Source organism: Nocardioides sp. L-11A (genome assembly GCA_029961745.1).
Taxonomy (GTDB): domain Bacteria; phylum Actinomycetota; class Actinomycetes; order Propionibacteriales; family Nocardioidaceae; genus Nocardioides.
Window position 1 is genome coordinate 2,690,623 of sequence record CP124680.1, and the last position, 18,543, is coordinate 2,709,165.

The following is an 18,543-nucleotide window of genomic DNA, read 5'->3' on the forward strand; positions in this document are numbered from 1 at the left end:
GAGGTGTCATGCCCGAACTGTCTCCGCCAGAGTCCGCCGCGCTCCACCAGCGCTCGCTCCTCGACCCGACCACGACCTTCCCGCTCACCCCGCCGCTGCTCGGCGGCGATCCGGTGCACAGCACCGCCGAGGTGCAGTACCCCCTCGACATCGGGTACGACGTCGCGCGGATCACCGCCGCCGACCTGACCCATCCGCCGCTGCCCGGTCTGCACCGGTGGCAGCGCACCCTCCCGCCGCTCTCCCCGCGCGTCGACCTCGCCGTCGGCGGCACGCCGCTGGTCCGCATGGACGCACTGGCGCGCTTCGCCGGCTCTCCAGGCGAGGTGTGGGTCAAGGACGAGAGCCGCAACCCGACGTGGAGCCACAAGGACCGGCTCAACGCGGTCGCGGTGAGTGCCGCGGTCGCCGTCGACGCACCCGGCGTGGTGGTCGCCTCGAGTGGCAACCACGGCGCGTCCGCCGCGGCCCACGCCGCCCGGGCCGGACTGCCCTGCATCGTGGTGACCAGCCGTGACCTCCCGGCCGGGATGGCGTCGCTGATGGGTGCCTACGGGGCCCTCGTGCTGCAGACTGACGTCGACGACCGCTGGCCGCTGCTGCGCCAGATCGTCGAACGCTACGGCTTCCACAGCGTCAGCTCCACCACGCCCGTCCCGACGGGGCACCCCTACGGCCCCGAGGGCTACAAGACGATCGCCTACGAGCTGCTCCAGCAGCTCGGCGAGGCGCCGGACGCCGTCTTCGTGCCCACCGGCTACGGGGAGTTGCTGTTCGGCGTCGCGAAGGGCTTCCAGGAGCTCGCGGCCGTCGGCCTGTGCGCGGTGCCGCGGATGTACGCCTGCGAGCCCGGCGCGCTCGCGCCGCTCGCGGCCGCGATGGAGGCGGGCGCCGACTGGGGCCGCGTCGCCCCGGCGCCCAGCGACGCCTGGTCGATAGCGTGCACGGTCACCGGCCTGCGGGCGATCCACCCGATCCGGGCGACCGGGGGAGCGGCGCTGCGCATCGCGGAGTCCGACCTGGCCGCGGCGGCCCGGGCACTGGCGCACTCCGGCCTCTGGCCGGAGCTGTCCGCCGCGGCCGGCGTGGCCGGTCTGCGCGGACTCGTCGGCAGCGGGGAGCCGGCGCCGCGCCGCGCGGTCTGCATCATGACGTCCAACGGGATCAAGATGCCGCTGGGGAGCACGACGCCGCCCGCCGAGTTCGCCGGCGACTGGGGCCTCGTGGAGAGCTACCTGGGCAGCGGCGTACCGCGCGTCGCGGAGCCGAGCCGGCCCTGAGCCCCGAGGCTGAGCGACGTGCTCCACTCAACCGAGGACGCCGGTGCCGAGGCCGACCGGGCGGTGCCGCGCGTAGCGGCCCAGGTCGACCGGAAGCCCGGTGTGGCCGAGGTCCACGTGCAGCGGCTCCCGGTCGTGGTCGTGCCCGCTCTCGCAGGCCTCGATCAGCCGGGTCAGCAGCTCGCCCACCACCGGGGCGTTCTTGAACTGGTTGCCGCTGGTGCCGACCGCGACGTAGTAGCCGTCCAGCCGGGTCCGGTCGTAGATCGGTGCCCAGTCGTCGGTGACGTCGTACACGCCGGCGATGCCGCTGGGGGTGCCGGGCACGGTCAGCTCCGGCAGCCGGCGCGCGGCGCGGTAGACCTGCGCCTCGTAGGTCCGGGTGCTCACCCGCGGGTCGGCCTGGTCGGCGTCGTCGAGCCAGTCGAGGGGATCGCACTCGGGCTCGGTGCTGCCGACGATCAGCCGGCCGCTGGGGGTGCCGCGGAAGTAGATGCCCAGGTCGGGGTCGGCGACGAGTGGACCCGGTACGCCGTACCCCGGCGGGGCCGCCACCTCGTGCACCTCCTGACGCAGCGGGCGGGTACGGATGCTGAAGTCGTCGAGCACGCCGGCGAGCGCGTTGACGGCCGCGGAGTGCGGTCCGGAGGCGTTCACGACGACGGGCGCGGCGAGCGCGGTGCCGTCGGCGAGGCTGACCCCCTGGACCCGTCCCGAGGTGGCCGGGACCTCGACCACCTCAGCGCGGAAGCGGAACCGGACTCCGTGGCGGCGCGCGGCCTGCATCAGGTTCTGTGCGGCCAGCCGCGGGTCGTCCACGAAGCCGGCGTCGGGTACCCAGATGCCCGACAGCTCGGCCGCATCGGGCCGGGGGTCCTCCCAGAACTCCGGTGCGTCGACCGGCTTCGGCGGCCAGTGCCGGGTGGTGTCCAGCCACGGACACGCCCGGCGGATCTCCGCCGCACCCCACTGCTCGTAGGGGATGCCGACCTGGTCGAAGTGCCCGAGCACCGTCGTCCAGTCCTGCACGGGTGCCATCAGGACCAGCCCTCCGGTCTGCAGGTAGCGGGCGAGATCCTCGCCGGGGGCCGCGCCGAGGTGGTGCGACCAGGAGCGCCAGCGCTGCAGGGACTCCCATGCGGTGACGACGGCGGTCAGGCTGGAGTAGTTGAACCGGATCGAGGCGGAGGAGGCGCTGGTCGAGCCGGAGCCGGCTCCCCGGCTCCGGTCGACCACGACGACGTCGCGGCCACGACGGCCGAGTTCGTAGGCGATGCTGCAGCCGATCACCCCCGCGCCGACGACGACGGCATCACAGGTCAGACGGTCCATCGCGGGTCCTTCTCGAGGGGGCGGGGTGGCGTCGAATCTAGGCAGTTCGCGCCGGCTCCAGCACCGTCCTGTGTCGAGCATCGGCGGCGCTCCCTCCAACAGGTGTCGGAGATAGGGCAGGCTGCCTCCCGTGCGTGACGAGCTGCAGGCCCTCATCGACTCGCTGGCCGAGCGCCTCGGCCGGAGCGTGACCATCGACGATCCCGAGCTGCGGCTGATCGTCTACACCTCGCACCGTGGCATCGTGGACAAGGTGCGGCTCGACTCGATCCTCCATCTGCAGCCCGCCGAGGAGGTGGTCCGGCACATCCGGTCGCTGCGGCTGGGCGGCGAGCGGGAGGACGTCATCCGGCTGCCCGCGGTGCCGGAGATGGAGATGCTGGCCCGGGCCTGCGCGCCGCTGCGCGCCGGCGGCGAGCACCTCGGCCAGCTGATCGTGATCGACGCCGAGGACAACCTCTCGGATGCCGAGCGGCAGATGATCGCCGACACCGCGCGCTCGGCCGCCCTCGTGATGCACCGGGAGAAGCTGCTCAACGACATCGCCGCCGAGCGGGTGCGGGCACTGCTGCGGGACCTGATCGAGGAGGACGACCGGGTCCGCGACGTCGCCGGGCGGGCACTGGCGGCGATGAACGACGACATCCGCCCGCCCTTCCGGGTCTCGGTGCTGGAGCTGCGCCGCGACGAGCTGGACCCCGACTCGGTGGAGGAGCAGACCGCGGTGGTCGACCACCTGGTGCGCCGCGCGACCCGGCACGCGCCCGGCACGGTGCACCTCACCCGGTCCGACCACGTGCTGATCCTGCACCCGAAGGCGTCGGACCAGTACGACCTCACGCTGCAGACGCTCAGCCAGATCCGGACCGAGGTGATCCGCGGGCTCGGCGTCGACGGCGATCTCCACACCGGTGTCGGTGACCGGGTCTCGACCCTGCAGCGGGTCCGGCACAGCTATCTCCAGTCCCGGCGGGCGCTGTACGTCGCCGTGGCGGTCCCCGGCTTCGGCCCGTACGTCGAGTGGAGCGGCATCGGAGTATACCGCGCCCTGGCCGAGCTGGCCAGCGCCGGCCTGGCCAGCGGGGTCGTCCCGGAGGGCATCCACGAGCTGATGCAGACCGAGGCGGGCATCGAGCTGCTGCGCACCGTCGAGATCTGGCTGGACCAAGCCACCGACGTACGCCGGACGGTGGAGCTGCTGCACGTCCACCGGACGAGCGTCTACTACCGCCTCAACCGGTTCACTGAGCTGACCGGGCTCGATCTCCAGAACGGCGGCGAGCGGCTCGCGGTGCACCTCGGCCTCAAGCTCGCGCGGCTGGAGGGCAGCTACCAGGCGCCGCTGCCGCGGGGCAGCGTGCCGCGTCCGGCGGCTAGGGTCCAGCCATGAGCTTTCCACTCTCGGATCTCACGGCGTCGCTGCGCATCGCGCCCGGCCCCATCGACCTGGCTGCTCTCGAGACCGACGTCGCGCCCGGCTTCGACGGGGACAAGAAGGACGGCGAGCAGGCGCTGCTGGGGCTCGGTCCGGAACTCGCCGACCTGCAGGAGCGCCTCTTCGCCGACGGCAAGTCCGGCGGACGGCGGAGCATCCTGCTCGTCCTGCAGGGCATGGACACCTCGGGCAAGGGAGGCACCCTGCGCTCCACGGTCGGCCTGGTCGACCCGCAGGGAGTCCGGATCACGTCGTTCAAGGCGCCCACCCCCGAGGAGCGCTCCCACGACTTCCTGTGGCGGATCACCAAAGCGCTGCCGCCGGTCGGGCTGATCGGGGTCTTCGACCGGTCCCACTACGAGGACGTGCTCATCGCCCGGGTCCGCTCGCTCGCACCGCCCGAGGAGATCGAGCGGCGCTACGACGCCATCAACGCCTGGGAGGCCGAGCTGGCCGCCGAGGGCACCACGGTCATCAAGTGCATGCTGCACATCTCGGCGGCCGAGCAGAAGGAGCGCCTGCTCGCGCGGCTGGACGACGAGACGAAGCACTGGAAGTACAACCCGGGCGACGTCGACGAGCGGGAGCTGTGGCCCGCCTATCAGGAGGCCTACGCGATCGCGATCGAGCGCACCAACACCGAGGTGGCGCCGTGGCACGTCGTCCCCGCCGACAAGAAGTGGTACCGCAACCTCGCGATCGGCACCCTGCTCCACGACGCGCTGCGGTCCTACGACCTCGGCTGGCCGAAGGCGGACTTCGACGTCGAGCACGAGCGGCGGCGGCTGCTCGACGAGTCGCCGCTGTGAGCGCCGAGTGAGCGCGGAGTGAGCATGGAACAGGTTCGGGTCACCCGCTACGTCACGCCCCTGCGCGAGGGCGGGAGCCTGCCCGGCATCGTCGAGGCCGAGGACCTGGGCACCTACGTCTGCAAGTTCCGCGGCGCCGGGCAGGGCACCAGGGTGCTGGTCGCCGAGGTCGTCGTCGCCGGGCTCGCCCGCCTTCTCGACGTACCCACCCCGGACCAGGTGGTGCTCGACCTCGACCCGGAGATCGCGCGCTACGAGGCCGACGAGGAGGTGCAGGACCTGATCAACGCCAGCACCGGGCTCAACCTCGGCATCGACTTCCTGCCGGGCTCCTTCGGGTATGACCCGACCGGCGCCCCGGACGCCGACCTGGCCGGTCGCGTGCTGTGGTTGGACGCCTTCACCGCCAATGTCGACCGCAGCTGGCGCAACCCCAACCTGCTGGTCTGGCGGGGCACCCTGCATGCGATCGACCACGGTGCGTCCTTGTACTTCCACCACTCGTGGCCCGGGGGGCCGGGCGACCCGGCGCGCTTCGCCGCCCAGCCGTACGACGCGTCCGAGCACGTCCTGCGTGGGTTCGCCGCGCAGGCGGTGGCCCAGGACGCCGCCCTGGCCGCGCGGCTGACCGACGCGGCCCTGACCGGTGTGCTCGCCGACGTGTGCGACGACTGGCTGGAGCCGGTGCCCGGCGCCGAGACGCCCGATGCCCTGCGCGAGCGGTACGTCGCCTTCCTCGCCGCGCGCCGCGACGGCGGCCGCGCCTGGTTGCCCGCGGGTGCGCCCGCGGTGGAGGCCGACGCGTGAGCTACCACCCGTACCAGTACGTCACCCTGCGCTGCGTCCCCCGCGTCGAGCGCGAGGAGTTCGTCAACGTCGGTGTGGTGCTCTACTGCCCGGCCGAGGACTTCCTCGGGGCCCGCTCGGCGGTCGACCCGGCGCGGATCCGGGCCCTCGACGCGGAGATCGACGTGACCGCGGTCCGGGCGGCGCTCGACGCGGTCGAGCGGGTCTGTCGCGGCGACGCCCACGCCGGGTTCGGGGTGGGCGTGCGCGCGACGGCCTACGGCTCCCGCGCCCAGAAGGACGACGCCAGCAGCCGGTTCGGCTTCCTCAAGGCGCCGAGGAGCACCGTGCTGCAGCCCGGTCCGGTGCACGGCGGGGTCACTGCCGACCCGGACCGGACCCTCGAGCACCTCCTGGAGCGGCTGGTCCTCTGACCTCGCCGACCCGGCGCGTTCAAACGCGACGGGTCGGCACCTCTCAGGCGTTCAGATGCGACGGGTCGATCAGACCGGGACCAGCTCGACCGCGCCGACGGCGTACCGGGCGAGGATCGTGCGGGCGATCTCGGGGTGGGCGCCGAGCGGCTCGGAGACGGCGACGGCGCCGGCCTCCAGGGCGAGCTCGGTGGCCCGGTCGACCAGGTTGCCGGGGGCGAGGAAGAGCGAGGCGACCGCGATGTGGCGACGGCCCTCGGCACGGAAGGCGCGCACGGCCTCGCCGGTGGCCGGGGGAGCGCTGGTGGCGTACGCCGCGGTGACCGGGAGCTTGTGGTGCGCGCCCCACAGCCGGGCGAGCCGGGCGACGGCCTGGTTGGCCAGCGGGTCCGACGTGCCGGCGGCGGCGAGCACGAGCGCGTCGAGCTCGCGGACCCGGGCCGACCGCAGCGCCTCGCGCAGCCGCTCGTCGAGCACCTCGAGGAAGCGGGCCTCGAGGCCGAGGACGCCGGTGGCGCGGATCTGCAGGCCGGGGTGCCGGGTCGTGGCCTCGGCGATGACCTCGGGCACGTCGACCCGGGCGTGGAAGGCCTCGACCAGCAGCAGGGGCACGACGACGATCTCGTCGTACCCGGCCTTGACCAGCCGGTCGACCACCGTGTGGAAGCTCGGCTTGGCGAGGTCGAGGAACGCCTTCTCGATGCGCAGGTCGGGACGCAACGCCTTCGTCGCGTCGACGAGCGCGGAAACGGTGGCAGCCGAGCGCGGGTCGCGGCTGCCGTGGGCCAGGGCGATGAGTGCCGGGGCGGTCATCGTCGGTTCCCCCTCTCCTCCGGGATGCGGGCGCTACTGGGCCACCTCATGAGTGGATCCCGCATTCGGTCTTGTTGGTCCCGGCCCAGCGACCGCTGCGCGGGTCCTCACCGGGGGCCACCCGGCGGGTGCACGGCGCGCAGCCGATGGACGGGTAGCCGTCGTAGACGAGCGGGTTGACGAGCACGCCGTTCTCGGCGATATAGCGCTCGACCTGCTCGTCGCTCCACCGGGCGATGGGGGACACCTTGACCTTCTGCTTCTTGGCGTCCCAGCCGATGACCGGCGCGATCACCCGGTTGTGCGTCTCGGCGCGGCGCAGGCCGGTCGCCCAGGCGTCGTACCGCGCCAGCGACTCGGCCAGCGGCTTGACCTTGCGCAGCGCGCAGCACAGGTCCGGGTCGCGCCGGTAGAGCTCGGGGCCGTACTCGGCGTCCTGCTCCGCCACGGACTGGACCGGGGTGATCGAGATGAGGTTGACGTTCATGGTGGCCGCGACCGCGTCGCGCGTGCCGATGGTCTCGACGAAGTGGTAGCCGGTGTCGAGGAAGACGACGTCGACCCCCGGCACGACCTTCGCGGCGAGGTGCGCCAGGACGGCGTCCCCCATCGAGGAGGTGATGCAGAAGCGCTCGCCGAAGGTGGCGGCCGCCCACTCGATGATGACCTCGGCCGGGGCCAGCTCCAGCTCGGCGCCCCAGTGGGACACCAGCTCGCGCAGCTCCTCGGGGGAGCGGCCCTCGGTGTGCGACCCGCGGAACTCGCGGGCCGCGCGGGTGGTGGCGGTCGTCATGACGCACCTCCCTCTCTGCCGTCGTCCGTCGTGCCGGGCCGGGTCGGTCGGACCATGCCCAGCATCTTCAGCTGGAAGGCACGCAGGCACGAACGGCATTCCCAGGCCCCGTGACCCGCCTCGTGGGGCCACAGGTCCTCACCGCCGCAGTAGGGGCAGTGGAAGGGCTGTGCTCGCTCGGACATGGCGTGCGGGATCTCAGACCGTCGCCAGCGACTTGTCGCCGCGCAGCAGGTCCTCGTCGGTGCGCGCCACCCACTGGGCGAAGCTCTCCTGCGGGCCTTCGCGGTCGACGAGGTAGTTGGAGACCACGGTCGTGACGTAGTCGTCGAGCCCCTTGCTGGTCACCTTGTGGGCGCGCAGCTTCTTGCCGATCGTCGTGTGCAGGCCGATGCCGCCGCCGAGGTGGACCTGGAAGCCCTCGACCTGGTTGCCGTCGTCGTCGAGGACCAGCTGGCCCTTGAGGCCGATGTCGGCGATCTGGGTCCGGGCACAGGCGTTCGGGCAGCCGTTCACGTTGATGCTGATCGGCGTGTCGAGGTCCGGGAACCGCTTCTCCAGCTCGCCCACCAGATCGATCGCGCGCTGCTTGGTGTCGACGATCGCCAGCTTGCAGAACTCGATGCCGGTGCAGGCCATCGTCGAGCGGCGCCAGTGCGAGGGCTTCGCGGAGAAGCCGATCGCGTCGAGGTCGGCGACGATGTCGTCGACCTGCTCGGGGGCGACACCCAGCACGACGACCTTCTGGTACGCCGTGAGGCGGGCCCCGGCGACGCCGTACTTCTCGACGATGTCGCCCAGCGCGGTGAGCGCGGCGCCGTTGATCCTGCCGACGGTCGGCGTGATGCCGATGTAGAAGTTGCCGTCCTTCTGCTCGTGGATCCCGATGTGGTCGCCGTTGTGCGTGGCGTAGGCGGGTGACTCGGTGCGGACCAGCTTCCGCCCGAGGTACTCGTTCTCGAGGACCTCGCGGAACTTGTCGGCGCCCCAGTCGGCGACCAGGAACTTCAGGCGGGCGCGCGAGCGCAGCCGCCGGTAGCCGTAGTCGCGGAAGATCGAGACCACGCCCTCCCAGGCGTCGGGGACCTCGTCGACCGGGATCCACACGCCGAGGCGGGTGGCGAGCATCGGGTTGGTCGACAGGCCACCGCCGACCCAGAGGTCGAAGCCCGGGCCGTACTCGGGGTGGATCACGCCGACGAACGACACGTCGTTGATCTCGGGCGCGGCGTCCAGGCTCGGGTGCCCCGACAGCGAGGTCTTGAACTTGCGGGGCAGGTTCGAGTAGTCGGGGTTGCCGATGTAGCGCCGGCGGATCTCCTCGAGCGCGGGCGTGCCGTCGAGGATCTCGTCCTTGGCGACGCCGGCGACCGGGGAGCCGAGGAAGCCGCGCGGGCAGTCGCCGCACGCCTCGAGCGTGTCGAGGCCGACCGCGGCCAGGCGCTCCCAGATCTCGGGGACGTCGACGATGTCGATCCAGTGGTACTGGATGTTCTGCCGGTCGGTGATGTCGGCGGTGCCCCGGGCGAAGTCCGTCGAGATGCCGCCGAGCGTGCGCAGCGCGTCGGCACCGAGCAGCTTGCCGTCGGAGCGGACCCGCATCATGAAGTAGCGGTCGTCCAGCTCCTCCTCCTCCATCGACCCGGTCTTGCCGCCGTCGATGCCGGGCTTGCGCTGGGTGTAGAGGCCCATCCAGCGGAAGCGGCCGCGCAGGTCCGCGGGGTCGATGGAGTCGAAGCCGCGCTTGGAGTAGATGAACCGGATCCGGTTCTCGACGTTGAGCGGGTCGTCGTCCTTCTTGGACTGCTCGTTCTTGTTCAGCGGCTCGCTGTAACCGAAGGACCACTGGCCCTCGGCCCGTCGGGGACGGGGCACCTCGGTGTGGCGCGGCGGCTGGGACTGGAAGCGCAGGTCAGGCATGCGGAGAGGAGGTCCTTCGCTGATGGCGCGCCGGGCAGGCGCGCGGCTCGGGTGGATGCGGCGGCGACGTCAGCGGGGCCAACACATCATGCTGCGCGTGCGCCCGAAGTCCACGTGGCGTCGAACCACGAGGTGCGCATGAGTGGCAGCAGTGACCATGTCAACGAGTCTCATCCCTCGGACGCCTGTTCCACAAATCCGAATCTCAGTATGTGGATGCCATTCTCGGAATATGGACCACGCTGGCTCTGGCCAGGTGGGTTCAGGCGGGGGCTGCGATGCAGGTCACACCAGGCGGGGCCTGCCAACCCGCGAGTAGCTTCGGCATACCCCGCCCGGCACCGCCCGCCGGAGCGGGCCGCGCGTGCGGCACTACGCTGTGCGCCATGAGCGACCTCTCCTTCAACGGCGAACTCGTCAGCAGCGCCTACCACCAGGCCCTCGAGGTCATCGCCTCGGTCGAGCCGCGGGTCGCGGCCGCGACCCGCCAGGAGCTCGCTGACCAGCGGGCGTCGCTCAAACTCATCGCCAGCGAGAACTACGCCTCGCCCGCCGTCCTGCTCACGATGGGCACCTGGTTCAGCGACAAGTACGCCGAGGGCACGGTCGGTCACCGCTTCTACGCCGGCTGCCAGAACGTCGACACCGTCGAGGCGCTCGCCGCCGAGCACGCCCGCGAGCTGTTCGGCGCCGAGTACGCCTATGTCCAGCCGCACTCCGGCATCGACGCCAACCTGACGGCGTACTGGGCGATCCTCGCCCACCGCGTCGAGGGCCCGTGGCTCCAGAACGCCGGCGTGAAGAACATGAACGACCTCTCCGAGGGCGACTGGGAGCGGCTGCGCCACGAGTTCGGCAACCAGCGGCTGCTCGGCATGAGCCTCGACGCCGGTGGTCATCTCACCCACGGCTTCCGCCCCAACATCAGCGGCAAGATGTTCCACCAGCAGCAGTACGGCACCGACCCGGAGACCGGGCTGCTCGACTACGACGCGCTGCGGGCCAAGGCCAAGGAGTTCAAGCCGCTCATCCTGGTCGCCGGCTACTCGGCGTACCCGCGCCGGGTGAACTTCGCCAAGATGCGCGAGATCGCCGACGAGGTCGGCGCCACCCTCATGGTCGACATGGCCCACTTCGCCGGGCTGGTCGCCGGCAAGGTGTTCACCGGCGACGAGGACCCGATCCCGCACGCCCACGTCGTCACCAGCACCTCTCACAAGTCGCTGCGCGGGCCGCGCGGCGGCTTCATCCTGGCCACCGAGGAGTACGCGCCCAGCGTCGACCGCGGCTGCCCGATGGTGCTCGGCGGTCCGCTGCCGCACGTGATGGCCGCCAAGGCCGTCGCCTTCGCCGAGGCCCGGACCCCGCAGTTCCGCACCTACGCCCAGGCCATCGCCGACAACGCCCACGCCCTGGCCGACGGCCTGATGAAGCGCGGCACCCGGCTGGTCACCGACGGCACCGACAACCACATCGTGCTGCTCGACGTCAGCTCCTTCGGCCTCACCGGCCGCCAGGCCGAGACCGCGCTGCTCGACGCCGGTGTCGTGACCAACCGCAACTCGGTCCCCGCGGACCCCAACGGTGCCTGGTACACCTCCGGCATCCGGGTCGGCACGCCGGCGCTCACGAGCCGCGGCTTCGGCGCGGCCGAGTTCGACGTGGTCGCCGAGCTCATCGTCGAGGTGCTCCAGAACACCCGCCCCGGTACGACGTCCGCCGGTGCGCCGTCGAAGGCCGCCTACGTGCTGGCCGACGGCGTGGCCGACCGGGTCCGCGCGGCGTCGGCCGAGCTGCTCGACAAGCACCCGCTGTACCCCGGTCTCGACCTCTCCTGAGTCCGCCTGCCACGCAACAACCGATCCTGTCCTCTCGCGGCGCTCCGGGGCGCGAATTCGGTCGTTGCGCCGTGGTCCGCGAGCTGCTCGAGACAGCGGGACGTCGGTGGACGGCGACGCCGGGTTCGAGGCGTCGCCCGGGTCCCCCGGGCAGGGGCTCGGGGCGGATAGCGTGAGGGCCATGGCGGAGGACTCGGGCACGCGGCGCCTGCCGTGGCTCCGCCGGCTCGGCCGGCTGGTGTGGCGCCTGGTCGTGACGACCGTGAGCTCGTGCCTGAGATACCGCGTGACCGGGCTGGCAGCCGAGGCCGCGTTCTTCGCGGTCGTGTCCGTGCCGCCGCTGATCTTCGCCCTGGCCGGCGGCGTCGGCTACGTCACCGAGCACTTCACCGCCGCCCAGGTGGAGGAGGTACGGCGGGCCGTGGTCGACCTGTTCTCGCGCTTCCTCACCGACACGGCGGTCAACAAGGTCATCAAGCCGACCATGGACGACGTCCTCAGGGGCGGCCGGTTCGACGTGATCTCGCTGGGCTTCGTGCTCGCGCTGTGGTCCGGCTCGCGGGCGCTCAACGTGTTCGTCGACACCATCACGATCATGCACGGGCTGGGCGGGCACCGCGGGATCGTGCGGACCCGCGCCCTGTCCTTCGTCCTGTACATCCTCGCGGTGATCTCGGGGGCGATCACGCTGCCGCTCGTGGTGGCGGGGCCGAAGCTGGTCCGCTCCTGGCTGCCGAACCGCGCGGAGTTCCTGATGGGCTTCTACTGGCCGCTGATCGTCGTGATGTGCGTGTGCTTCCTGGCGACGCTGTACCACGTGTCGGTGCCGGTGCGGACCAACTGGAGCTTCAACCTTCCCGGCGCGGTCTTCTCGCTCGCCAGCTGGATCCTCGGGTCCTACCTGCTGCGCTGGGTGCTCACGGTGACCGCCGAGGACTCCCACTCGATCTACGGCCCGCTCGCGGCGCCGATCGCCATCTTGATCTGGCTCTACATCGCGGCACTCGCCGTCCTCATCGGCGCGGGGGTCAACGCCGCCTTCGACGAGGTGTTCCCGCAGGAGGCGACCCAGCGGGCGCGCCGCGAGCTGCTGGACCGCCTGCTGCGCCGCAACCCGGACCCGGTGGAGTAGGTTCCCGGCCGTGGGCGTGCTGAGCGGAGGACCGGCGGAGACCCCCCTCACGGGGCAGATCGCGCTGCCCGAGCGGATCCGGTCGCCCTGGTGGCAGCTGGGCCGCCGTCTGCTCCTCGCGCTGGGGATCCTGGTCGGCACGGTGCTGCTCGTCTACCTCGACCGGCACGGCTACCGCGACGGCGGGGATGTGCCCACCGAGGCCAGCCCCAATGGCGAGATCACCCTGATCGACGCCATCTACTACACGACCGTCACGCTGAGTACGACCGGATACGGCGACGTGACTCCGGTCAGCGACGGCGCCCGCCTGGTCAACGCCTTCATCATCACCCCGGCCCGCATCGGGTTCCTCGTGCTGTTGATCGGCACCACCCTCGAGGTGCTCGCGCAGCGCGGTCGCGAGATGTTCCGGATCACCCGCTGGAGGAAGAACATGGGACACCACGTCGTCGTCATCGGCTACGGGACCAAGGGTCGCAGCGCGGTCGAGACCCTCGTCAACAACGGGCTGGACCGGGAGCACGTGGTGGTCGTCGACCCCAGTCCGGTCGCGCTGGCCGACGCGCATGCCGACCAGCTGGCCGTCGTCACCGGCGACGCGACCCGGCGCGGCGTCCTGCAGCGGGCGGGTGTGGCCGAGGCCGACCAGGTGATCATCACCACCGGGCGCGACGACTCGAACGTGCTCGCCGCCCTCACCGTGCGCCAGCTCAACCCGGACGCGTGGATCGTCGCCGCGGTGAGCGAGCAGGAGAACGCGCCGCTGATGCGCCAGTCCGGTGCCGACTCGGTCATCACCTCCTCCGACGCCGTCGGCCGGCTCCTCGGGCTCTCCACCCTCTCGCCGACCCTGGGCTCGGTGATGGAGGATCTGCTGACCTATGGCGAGGGGCTCGAGGTCGCCGAGCGCGAGCTGCTCGTCAACGAGGTCGGCATGCCGCCCCAGTCGCTGCCCGACCAGGTGATCGCGGTGGTCCGCGACGAGAGGGTGTACCGCTACTTCGACCCGGTGGTGACCCTGCTCGCGCGCGGCGACCGGTTGGTCGTCGTACGGCCGGCGAAGGAACTGCCCTGGGCGCCGCGGCCCGGCACCCACAACGAGGACTTCGCGGCCGACGAGGCCTGATCCGGGACCGTCGGCGGGACCAGTGGCCCGACGGGACTAGGCGGTACGCCGCCGACCGGGCAGATCTGTGCCCGTGCCGGGGTGATCCCGGCCGCGTCCCGCGACAGGGGCGTGCGCAACCGGCAGGGTGGTCCCATGGGGAAGGACTTCGGACCGTGGGTGTGCCATGACTGGTGCCCCCGGTGCTCCCGGCTGACCGAGCAGACACGCTGGTACCGACGATCGCTGGGGGAGCCGCCCGAGCGGCACGAGCGGCACGAGCGCCGGGTGCGATGCAACGAGTGCTCCGCGGACCTCGGCCGCGCGGTCGCCGGCTGAGCTCCCCGGGTTGCCGGCGACGGAACGGGTACTGCGCGTGCGTAGTCCGTATCCGAGGAGGAGGCACCCATGCACCGCAAGAGCACGGCCGAACAGCTGAGGGACGACCTGCGCGACCTCGTCGACGCCGTCGTGCCCGATGTCGAGTCCGCCGTCCACACGATCGCCGAACGGACGCCGCCCCTGGTGCGCGAGGGACGCGCCGTCGCGGTCGAGAAGGGCAGCCACGCGGCCGAGACCCTGTCACGACGCCTCTCCGACATTCCCGGAGCCCTCCCGGGCTCCGTCGTCGACCGACTGCCCGACGCGGTGTCCGACCACCTGCCCCAGCCGCGGCGCCGGCGTCGCAAGGCGCTGCTGGTGCTGGGGGCCGTGGGCGTGGCCGTGGTCGTCGGCGCGGTGCTGGCCCGGCGTGCGCGGGGGAGCGACCTGTCGTCGTACCCCCGGGCGGTGCAGGACGAGGCCGACCCGACCGACCCCCTCGTCGAGCCCCGCCTCGACGGCGATCGCGACTGACCGAAGGGGTACCCTCGCCGCCGCATCCTATCGAACAGGTGTTCGATAGGATGCGGCCATGGCGGGGGTTCGGCACGTGTGGGTGAGGCTGGCTTTCGTGCCGGTCGAGCTGCCCGGGCTCCTGCTGGACTGGCGCTCCACCGCGCGTGGCTGGGAGGGCCTGGTCTCCTACGTCGACCGCGAGGGCCGTGCCGTGACCGAGTGGCTGGCAGCCACGGCGCTGCGTCCCGTGGGGCCCGGCCAGGGGTCTGATTCCGACGTCGGCTGAGACCGGGAAAAATCGTCGGGCGTCATCTCCCGTTTTCCCCACGCGCCCCTGCGACGGCCGTTACTCTCGGTCCCGGTTCCCCAACCACAGCGTGCCCGGCGAACCCCACACTCGCCGGGCGCGGGACGCCCTGTCCGGCATGCCGGACAGGGCGTTCTTGGTCTCCCGGCAAAGACCGGGTAAAGCCTTCGCGAGTCCGCTGCGGGTGTCTCGGGTCGGACCTATGGTGGGGCCAGGACCAGGCGAGGACTCGGGATCGACCGGTTGCGACGATGAAGGGACTCTCGCGCATGGGCACCGTGCGACGACTGCTGCGACGGGCTGTTCCCTGCGTCCCCCGTTCCCCGGCGCACGACCGTTCCCTGTCGTGTGCCGGCCATGGTGAGGCGTCCCCACTCTGCCTGACCACGGGAGGGTGCTCTCCGGGAGACCGCTGAGCGCCTGTCGGACCCGGCAACTCCGGGTGTCCGCTCCGTCGCGGGAAGAGCGCGCCCGTGACGGAGTGGACGACGGCGGCTCGGCGCGCACGGCGATGATGGTCCCGTGGACACCGAGACCCGCACCTACCGCACCGGCGACAGCGACGCCGTCCTCGACCTGACTCGCGACTGCGTCGCTTTCGCGGCCGGACGCGGCGACGGTCTGCTCCATGTCTTCGTTCCGCACGCGACCTGTGGCATCGCGATCCTCGAGACCGGTGCCGGCAGCGACGACGACCTGCTCGCGCTCCTGCGGACCGTGCTCCCTGCCGATGATCGCTGGCTGCACCGGCACGGCACCCGCGGGCACGGCCGCTCGCACGTCCTGCCGGCCCTGGTGCCGCCGTACGCGACGGTGCCGGTGCTCGCCGGCAGCCTGGCCCTCGGCACCTGGCAGAGCATCTGCCTGGTCGACCTGAACGTCGACAACCCCGAGCGTGAGGTGCGGTTCAGCTTCCTCGCGGGCTGAGGGGCCCTACGCTCGCGCCATGAAGGTGCTGCTGAACGTCATCTGGCTGGTGCTCTCCGGCTTCTGGCTGTTCCTGGGCTATCTGCTCGCGGGCGCGCTGTGGTGCATCACGATCATCGGCATCCCGTTCGGCCTCGCGTCGTTCCGGATCGGGTTCTACGCGCTGTGGCCGTTCGGGAGGACCGTCGTACGGCGGGAGAGCGCCGGCATCCCCAGTGGCATCGGGAACATCCTGTGGTTGGTGCTGTCGGGGATCTGGCTGGCGATCGGCCATGCCGTCACCGGCGCGCTGCTCTGCATCACGGTGATCGGGATCCCTCTCGGGGTGGCCAACTTCAAGATGATCCCGGTCAGCCTGCTCCCGCTCGGGCGCGAGATCGTGCCCACCGACCAGGTCGACGCCGCACTCGCCGCCTACCGCTCCGGGCAGGCGGGCCCGCGCCTCTAGGGTGTCCGGTGTGGGGTGAGGTGGCGGGGGAGATCGCCGGCGCTCCGGGAGTTCCGGCCGTGACGCGGGAGAGACTGGCGCCGGCTCACCACCGCGCCGAAGTCCTCCCTCGGGGCAACATCGGCGTGGCGAGCCGCAAGCGGGTCTTGTCCGGCCGGGACCTCCCCCGAGGTGCTGGGGAGCAGCGGCCGATCCGCTTGGGTCGGGAACTGACCTGGGGAGCAGTCACCGACGCGGGGCGACCTGGACCCCACTCCGGGTCGCCCCTTCTCGACGGCGGGCCGTGAGGTCCCGCCGGAACGTTCCCTTTCGCCTTTCCCGGTCGGGTCCGGGCGCACCCGCGGACGGACCAGGCGACACGAGCGTCATGTCCGGCGGATCGGCATCGTGGCCGATGTGACCGTCGCCGCCGTCGCCCCGGTCCCGGACCCGTCCGAGCTGAAGCTCACCGAGTCCCCGGAGCTGGTCGCGCCTGCGTTGCTCCTGAACCAGACACCCACGCCGAGCGCGGTCGGCCCGGCCCGGGAGCCAAGGATGGTGACCGGTCGATGGCGGGTCCCGGAAATCGAGACAGCCCCCGATCTGCGTCCGCAGGTCAGGGGCTGTTCGCTCTCTCTGTGGGCGATACTGGGTTTGAACCAGTGACCTCTTCCGTGTCAAGGAAGCGCGCTACCGCTGCGCCAATCGCCCTTGTGGAGTTGTGGTGGAGGTGGGTACGGGATTTGAACCCGTGTACACGGATTTGCAGTCCGTTGCCTCGCCTCTCGGCCAACCCACCGCGATGGCCCTACACACTGGCCTGGTCAGGCAGTGGGTCTGACCACTCCGAGCGGACGACGAGGCTCGAACTCGCGACCTCAACCTTGGCAAGGTTGCGCTCTACCAACTGAGCTACGTCCGCTTTGCACCCTTTTGCTGGCCTTCCGACCCGCTCGGTGGTGCGGTTGAGAACATTAGCCGATCCCGAGAACGGCGCCAAAACGGGGGTCCACTTTCGGCATGTCGGGGCCTCCTAGGCTGGCCCCATGCGTGTGTGGATCAACGGCCAGGTCCTGTCCGACCCGACGGCTCCGGCGGTGCCGGTGACCGACCACGGACTGACCGTGGGGGACGCGGTGTTCGAGGCGGTCAAGGTGGTCGACGGGCAGCCCTTCGCGCTACGACGCCACCTCGACCGGCTGGCCCGCTCGGCGGGCGGTCTGGGCTTGGCCGGCCTCGACCTCGACGACGTACGACGGGGGGTCGCTGCCGTCCTCGACGGCGACCCGCTGCCGCTCGGCCGGTTGCGGATCACGGTCACGGGCGGCAACGCGCCGCTGGGCAGTGGGCGCGGAGAGGACCCGCTGACGGTGATCGTGGTGGCCGCGCCGATGCCGCCGGCTCCGGAGACGACGGCGGTGATCACGGTGCCGTGGCCGCGCAACGAACGGGGGGCGCTGGCCGGGCTGAAGACGACGTCGTACGCCGAGAACGTGGTCGCGCTGGCGGCGGCGCGCGAGAAGGGGGCGAGCGAGGCCGTCTTCGGCAACCTGGCGGGCAACCTGTGCGAGGGGACCGGGACCAACGTCTTCTACGTGGTGGACGGCGAGGTGCGGACGCCCACGTTGGCGAGCGGCTGCCTGGCCGGAGTGACCCGGGCGCTGGTGCTCGAGTGGTTCGGCGCGAAGGAGGTCGATGAGCCGACGGCCGTGGCCGCCGCTGCCGACGAGGTCTTCCTGGTGTCCACGACCCGCGACGTGCAGGGCGTGCACCGCTGGGACGACCGGGAACTGCCCGCGCCCGGTCCGGTCACGCAGCAGGCCGCGGCGGCCTGGCGCGAGCGCGAGGCGGAGCTGCTCGGCCTGGACCGCTGAGGCTCACCGACCGGCCAGCAGGGCCACGCAGGTCGCGACGAACGCCGCCACGTCCAGCACCACGCGGACGTTGTTGGCGCGTACCCACCGCGCCTCCGCGAACTCCGCCCGCGCGGCGACGACGTCGATCGCCGCCGGATCGCCCGCGGCCTTGAGCCGGTCGTTGAGCGGCAGGTGCACGGCGACGGTGATCGCCACGACGACGAGGTGCAGGACGAGGGCCGCGAGCAGCCACGGGAGCGCGTCCTGCTCCGGCCCGGAGAGGCTCAGCGCCGCGCCGGCGGCGAGCAGCAGCGGGGCGCCGAAGAAGCTCCCGAGCAGGAAGACCGGGTTGATGATCGCCCGGTCCATCGCCTGGAAGGCGCCGACGAAGGTCCGGTCGTCGGTACGCCGCAGCCCCGGCATGACGGTGTGCGCGTAGAGCAGGAACACGCCGGCGGACAGGCCGGTGCTCGCCGTGGCGAGGACGAGCAGGACGTCGCGGGTCACCG

General features: G+C 71.8%; 20 protein-coding genes and 3 tRNA genes. 15 read left to right on the forward strand and 8 right to left on the reverse strand.

Annotation, left to right across the window (positions count from 1 at the left end; genetic code table 11):
- Positions 1-8 precede the first annotated feature (8 nt).
- A complete protein-coding gene (locus QJ852_12735) occupies positions 9-1,280 on the forward strand; it encodes a pyridoxal-phosphate dependent enzyme (protein ID WGX99284.1) in 1,272 nt (423 codons plus the stop codon).
- A 27-nt stretch (positions 1,281-1,307) separates the two neighbouring features.
- Here the strand turns inward: QJ852_12735 and QJ852_12740 are convergent, their stop codons facing one another.
- Positions 1,308-2,612: an FAD-dependent oxidoreductase gene (locus QJ852_12740; protein WGX99285.1), complete on the reverse strand. Its 1,305-nt coding sequence runs from the start codon at positions 2,610-2,612 to the stop codon at positions 1,308-1,310.
- Positions 2,613-2,742: 130 nt separating this feature from the next.
- Here QJ852_12740 and QJ852_12745 point away from each other — a divergent pair, with 130 nt between their 5' ends.
- From QJ852_12745 to QJ852_12760, 4 genes are read left to right on the forward strand one after another with little or no spacing between them, the layout of a single operon-like run.
- Positions 2,743-4,002, forward strand: coding sequence for a helix-turn-helix domain-containing protein (locus tag QJ852_12745; protein WGX99286.1), 1,260 nt, complete (start codon positions 2,743-2,745; stop codon positions 4,000-4,002).
- Positions 3,999-4,856, forward strand: a complete 858-nt coding sequence (locus tag QJ852_12750) for a polyphosphate kinase 2 family protein (protein ID WGX99287.1) — start codon at positions 3,999-4,001, stop codon at positions 4,854-4,856. Before QJ852_12745 ends, QJ852_12750 begins: the two co-directional genes overlap by 4 nt.
- A 24-nt stretch (positions 4,857-4,880) precedes the next feature.
- Positions 4,881-5,663, forward strand: a complete 783-nt coding sequence (locus QJ852_12755; protein ID WGX99288.1) for a hypothetical protein — start codon at positions 4,881-4,883, stop codon at positions 5,661-5,663.
- Positions 5,660-6,076 carry a DUF3037 domain-containing protein gene (locus QJ852_12760; protein WGX99289.1) on the forward strand — a complete coding sequence of 139 codons (417 nt, stop codon included), beginning with the start codon at positions 5,660-5,662 and terminating at the stop codon, positions 6,074-6,076. Before QJ852_12755 ends, QJ852_12760 begins: the two co-directional genes overlap by 4 nt.
- Positions 6,077-6,145: 69 nt before the next feature.
- On the opposite strand, the gene QJ852_12765 is transcribed toward QJ852_12760, so the two are convergent.
- The 3 genes from QJ852_12765 to QJ852_12775 form a co-directional block, all read right to left on the reverse strand.
- Positions 6,146-6,889: a sirohydrochlorin chelatase gene (locus QJ852_12765; protein ID WGX99290.1), complete on the reverse strand. Its 744-nt coding sequence runs from the start codon at positions 6,887-6,889 to the stop codon at positions 6,146-6,148.
- 46 nt (positions 6,890-6,935) lie between these two features.
- Entirely contained in the window at positions 6,936-7,682 is a 747-nt protein-coding gene (locus QJ852_12770) for a phosphoadenylyl-sulfate reductase (protein ID WGX99291.1), read from the reverse strand.
- Positions 7,683-7,880: 198 nt separating this feature from the next.
- A complete protein-coding gene (locus QJ852_12775; GenBank protein WGX99292.1) occupies positions 7,881-9,602 on the reverse strand; it encodes a nitrite/sulfite reductase in 1,722 nt (573 codons plus the stop codon).
- A gap of 386 nt (positions 9,603-9,988) precedes the next feature.
- On the opposite strand from QJ852_12775, the gene QJ852_12780 reads away from it, so the two are divergent.
- The 9 genes from QJ852_12780 to QJ852_12820 all read left to right on the forward strand — a co-directional run bounded on the left by QJ852_12780 (position 9,989) and on the right by QJ852_12820 (position 16,844).
- A complete protein-coding gene (locus QJ852_12780; GenBank protein WGX99293.1) occupies positions 9,989-11,440 on the forward strand; it encodes a glycine hydroxymethyltransferase in 1,452 nt (483 codons plus the stop codon).
- 181 nt (positions 11,441-11,621) lie between these two features.
- Positions 11,622-12,572, forward strand: coding sequence for a YihY/virulence factor BrkB family protein (locus QJ852_12785; protein WGX99294.1), 951 nt, complete (start codon positions 11,622-11,624; stop codon positions 12,570-12,572).
- 19 nt (positions 12,573-12,591) lie between these two features.
- Positions 12,592-13,701: a potassium channel family protein gene (locus QJ852_12790; GenBank protein WGX99457.1), complete on the forward strand. Its 1,110-nt coding sequence runs from the start codon at positions 12,592-12,594 to the stop codon at positions 13,699-13,701.
- A 135-nt stretch (positions 13,702-13,836) separates the two neighbouring features.
- On the forward strand, positions 13,837-14,019 hold the full coding sequence (locus QJ852_12795; protein WGX99295.1) for a hypothetical protein: 183 nt from the start codon (positions 13,837-13,839) through the stop codon (positions 14,017-14,019).
- A 69-nt stretch (positions 14,020-14,088) separates the two neighbouring features.
- Positions 14,089-14,535: a hypothetical protein gene (locus tag QJ852_12800; protein WGX99296.1), complete on the forward strand. Its 447-nt coding sequence runs from the start codon at positions 14,089-14,091 to the stop codon at positions 14,533-14,535.
- Between the two features lie 58 nt (positions 14,536-14,593).
- A complete protein-coding gene (locus QJ852_12805) occupies positions 14,594-14,803 on the forward strand; it encodes a hypothetical protein (GenBank protein WGX99297.1) in 210 nt (69 codons plus the stop codon).
- 543 nt (positions 14,804-15,346) lie between these two features.
- Positions 15,347-15,751 (forward strand): YjbQ family protein, encoded by a 405-nt coding sequence (locus QJ852_12810; GenBank protein ID WGX99298.1) that lies wholly within the window; start codon positions 15,347-15,349, stop codon positions 15,749-15,751.
- 19 nt (positions 15,752-15,770) lie between these two features.
- Positions 15,771-16,199 (forward strand): YccF domain-containing protein, encoded by a 429-nt coding sequence (locus QJ852_12815; GenBank protein ID WGX99299.1) that lies wholly within the window; start codon positions 15,771-15,773, stop codon positions 16,197-16,199.
- A gap of 387 nt (positions 16,200-16,586) precedes the next feature.
- Positions 16,587-16,844, forward strand: coding sequence for a hypothetical protein (locus tag QJ852_12820; protein WGX99300.1), 258 nt, complete (start codon positions 16,587-16,589; stop codon positions 16,842-16,844).
- Here the strand turns inward: QJ852_12820 and QJ852_12825 are convergent.
- From QJ852_12825 to QJ852_12835, 3 genes are all read right to left on the reverse strand, one after another.
- Positions 16,818-16,889: transfer RNA gene (locus tag QJ852_12825), tRNA-Val, on the reverse strand. The genes QJ852_12820 and QJ852_12825 overlap by 27 nt on opposite strands.
- A 14-nt stretch (positions 16,890-16,903) precedes the next feature.
- Positions 16,904-16,977 (reverse strand) — tRNA-Cys (locus QJ852_12830).
- Positions 16,978-17,027: 50 nt separating this feature from the next.
- Positions 17,028-17,100: transfer RNA gene (locus QJ852_12835), tRNA-Gly, on the reverse strand.
- Between the two features lie 124 nt (positions 17,101-17,224).
- Here QJ852_12835 and QJ852_12840 point away from each other — a divergent pair.
- Positions 17,225-18,052: an aminotransferase class IV gene (locus QJ852_12840; protein ID WGX99301.1), complete on the forward strand. Its 828-nt coding sequence runs from the start codon at positions 17,225-17,227 to the stop codon at positions 18,050-18,052.
- Positions 18,053-18,055: 3 nt separating this feature from the next.
- On the opposite strand, the gene QJ852_12845 is transcribed toward QJ852_12840, so the two are convergent.
- On the reverse strand, positions 18,056-18,541 hold the full coding sequence (locus tag QJ852_12845) for a DUF1772 domain-containing protein (GenBank protein ID WGX99302.1): 486 nt from the start codon (positions 18,539-18,541) through the stop codon (positions 18,056-18,058).
- Between the last annotated feature and the right edge of the window lie 2 nt (positions 18,542-18,543).

Excerpts from the sequence above, each read along its gene's own strand:
- QJ852_12780 (WGX99293.1), top strand. The coding sequence starts at position 9,989 with ATGAGCGACCTCTCCTTCAACGGCGAACTCGTCAGCAGCGCCTACCAC.
- QJ852_12755 (WGX99288.1), top strand. The coding sequence starts at position 4,881 with ATGGAACAGGTTCGGGTCACCCGCTACGTCACGCCCCTGCGCGAGGGC.
- QJ852_12805 (WGX99297.1), top strand. The coding sequence starts at position 14,594 with ATGGCGGGGGTTCGGCACGTGTGGGTGAGGCTGGCTTTCGTGCCGGTC.
- QJ852_12775 (WGX99292.1), bottom strand. The coding sequence starts at position 9,602 with ATGCCTGACCTGCGCTTCCAGTCCCAGCCGCCGCGCCACACCGAGGTG.
- QJ852_12815 (WGX99299.1), top strand. The coding sequence starts at position 15,771 with ATGAAGGTGCTGCTGAACGTCATCTGGCTGGTGCTCTCCGGCTTCTGG.
- QJ852_12795 (WGX99295.1), top strand. The coding sequence starts at position 13,837 with ATGGGGAAGGACTTCGGACCGTGGGTGTGCCATGACTGGTGCCCCCGG.
- QJ852_12765 (WGX99290.1), bottom strand. The coding sequence starts at position 6,889 with ATGACCGCCCCGGCACTCATCGCCCTGGCCCACGGCAGCCGCGACCCG.
- QJ852_12800 (WGX99296.1), top strand. The coding sequence starts at position 14,089 with ATGCACCGCAAGAGCACGGCCGAACAGCTGAGGGACGACCTGCGCGAC.
- QJ852_12735 (WGX99284.1), top strand. The coding sequence starts at position 9 with ATGCCCGAACTGTCTCCGCCAGAGTCCGCCGCGCTCCACCAGCGCTCG.
- QJ852_12840 (WGX99301.1), top strand. The coding sequence starts at position 17,225 with ATGCGTGTGTGGATCAACGGCCAGGTCCTGTCCGACCCGACGGCTCCG.
- QJ852_12750 (WGX99287.1), top strand. The coding sequence starts at position 3,999 with ATGAGCTTTCCACTCTCGGATCTCACGGCGTCGCTGCGCATCGCGCCC.
- QJ852_12785 (WGX99294.1), top strand. The coding sequence starts at position 11,622 with ATGGCGGAGGACTCGGGCACGCGGCGCCTGCCGTGGCTCCGCCGGCTC.
- QJ852_12770 (WGX99291.1), bottom strand. The coding sequence starts at position 7,682 with ATGACGACCGCCACCACCCGCGCGGCCCGCGAGTTCCGCGGGTCGCAC.
- QJ852_12740 (WGX99285.1), bottom strand. The coding sequence starts at position 2,612 with ATGGACCGTCTGACCTGTGATGCCGTCGTCGTCGGCGCGGGGGTGATC.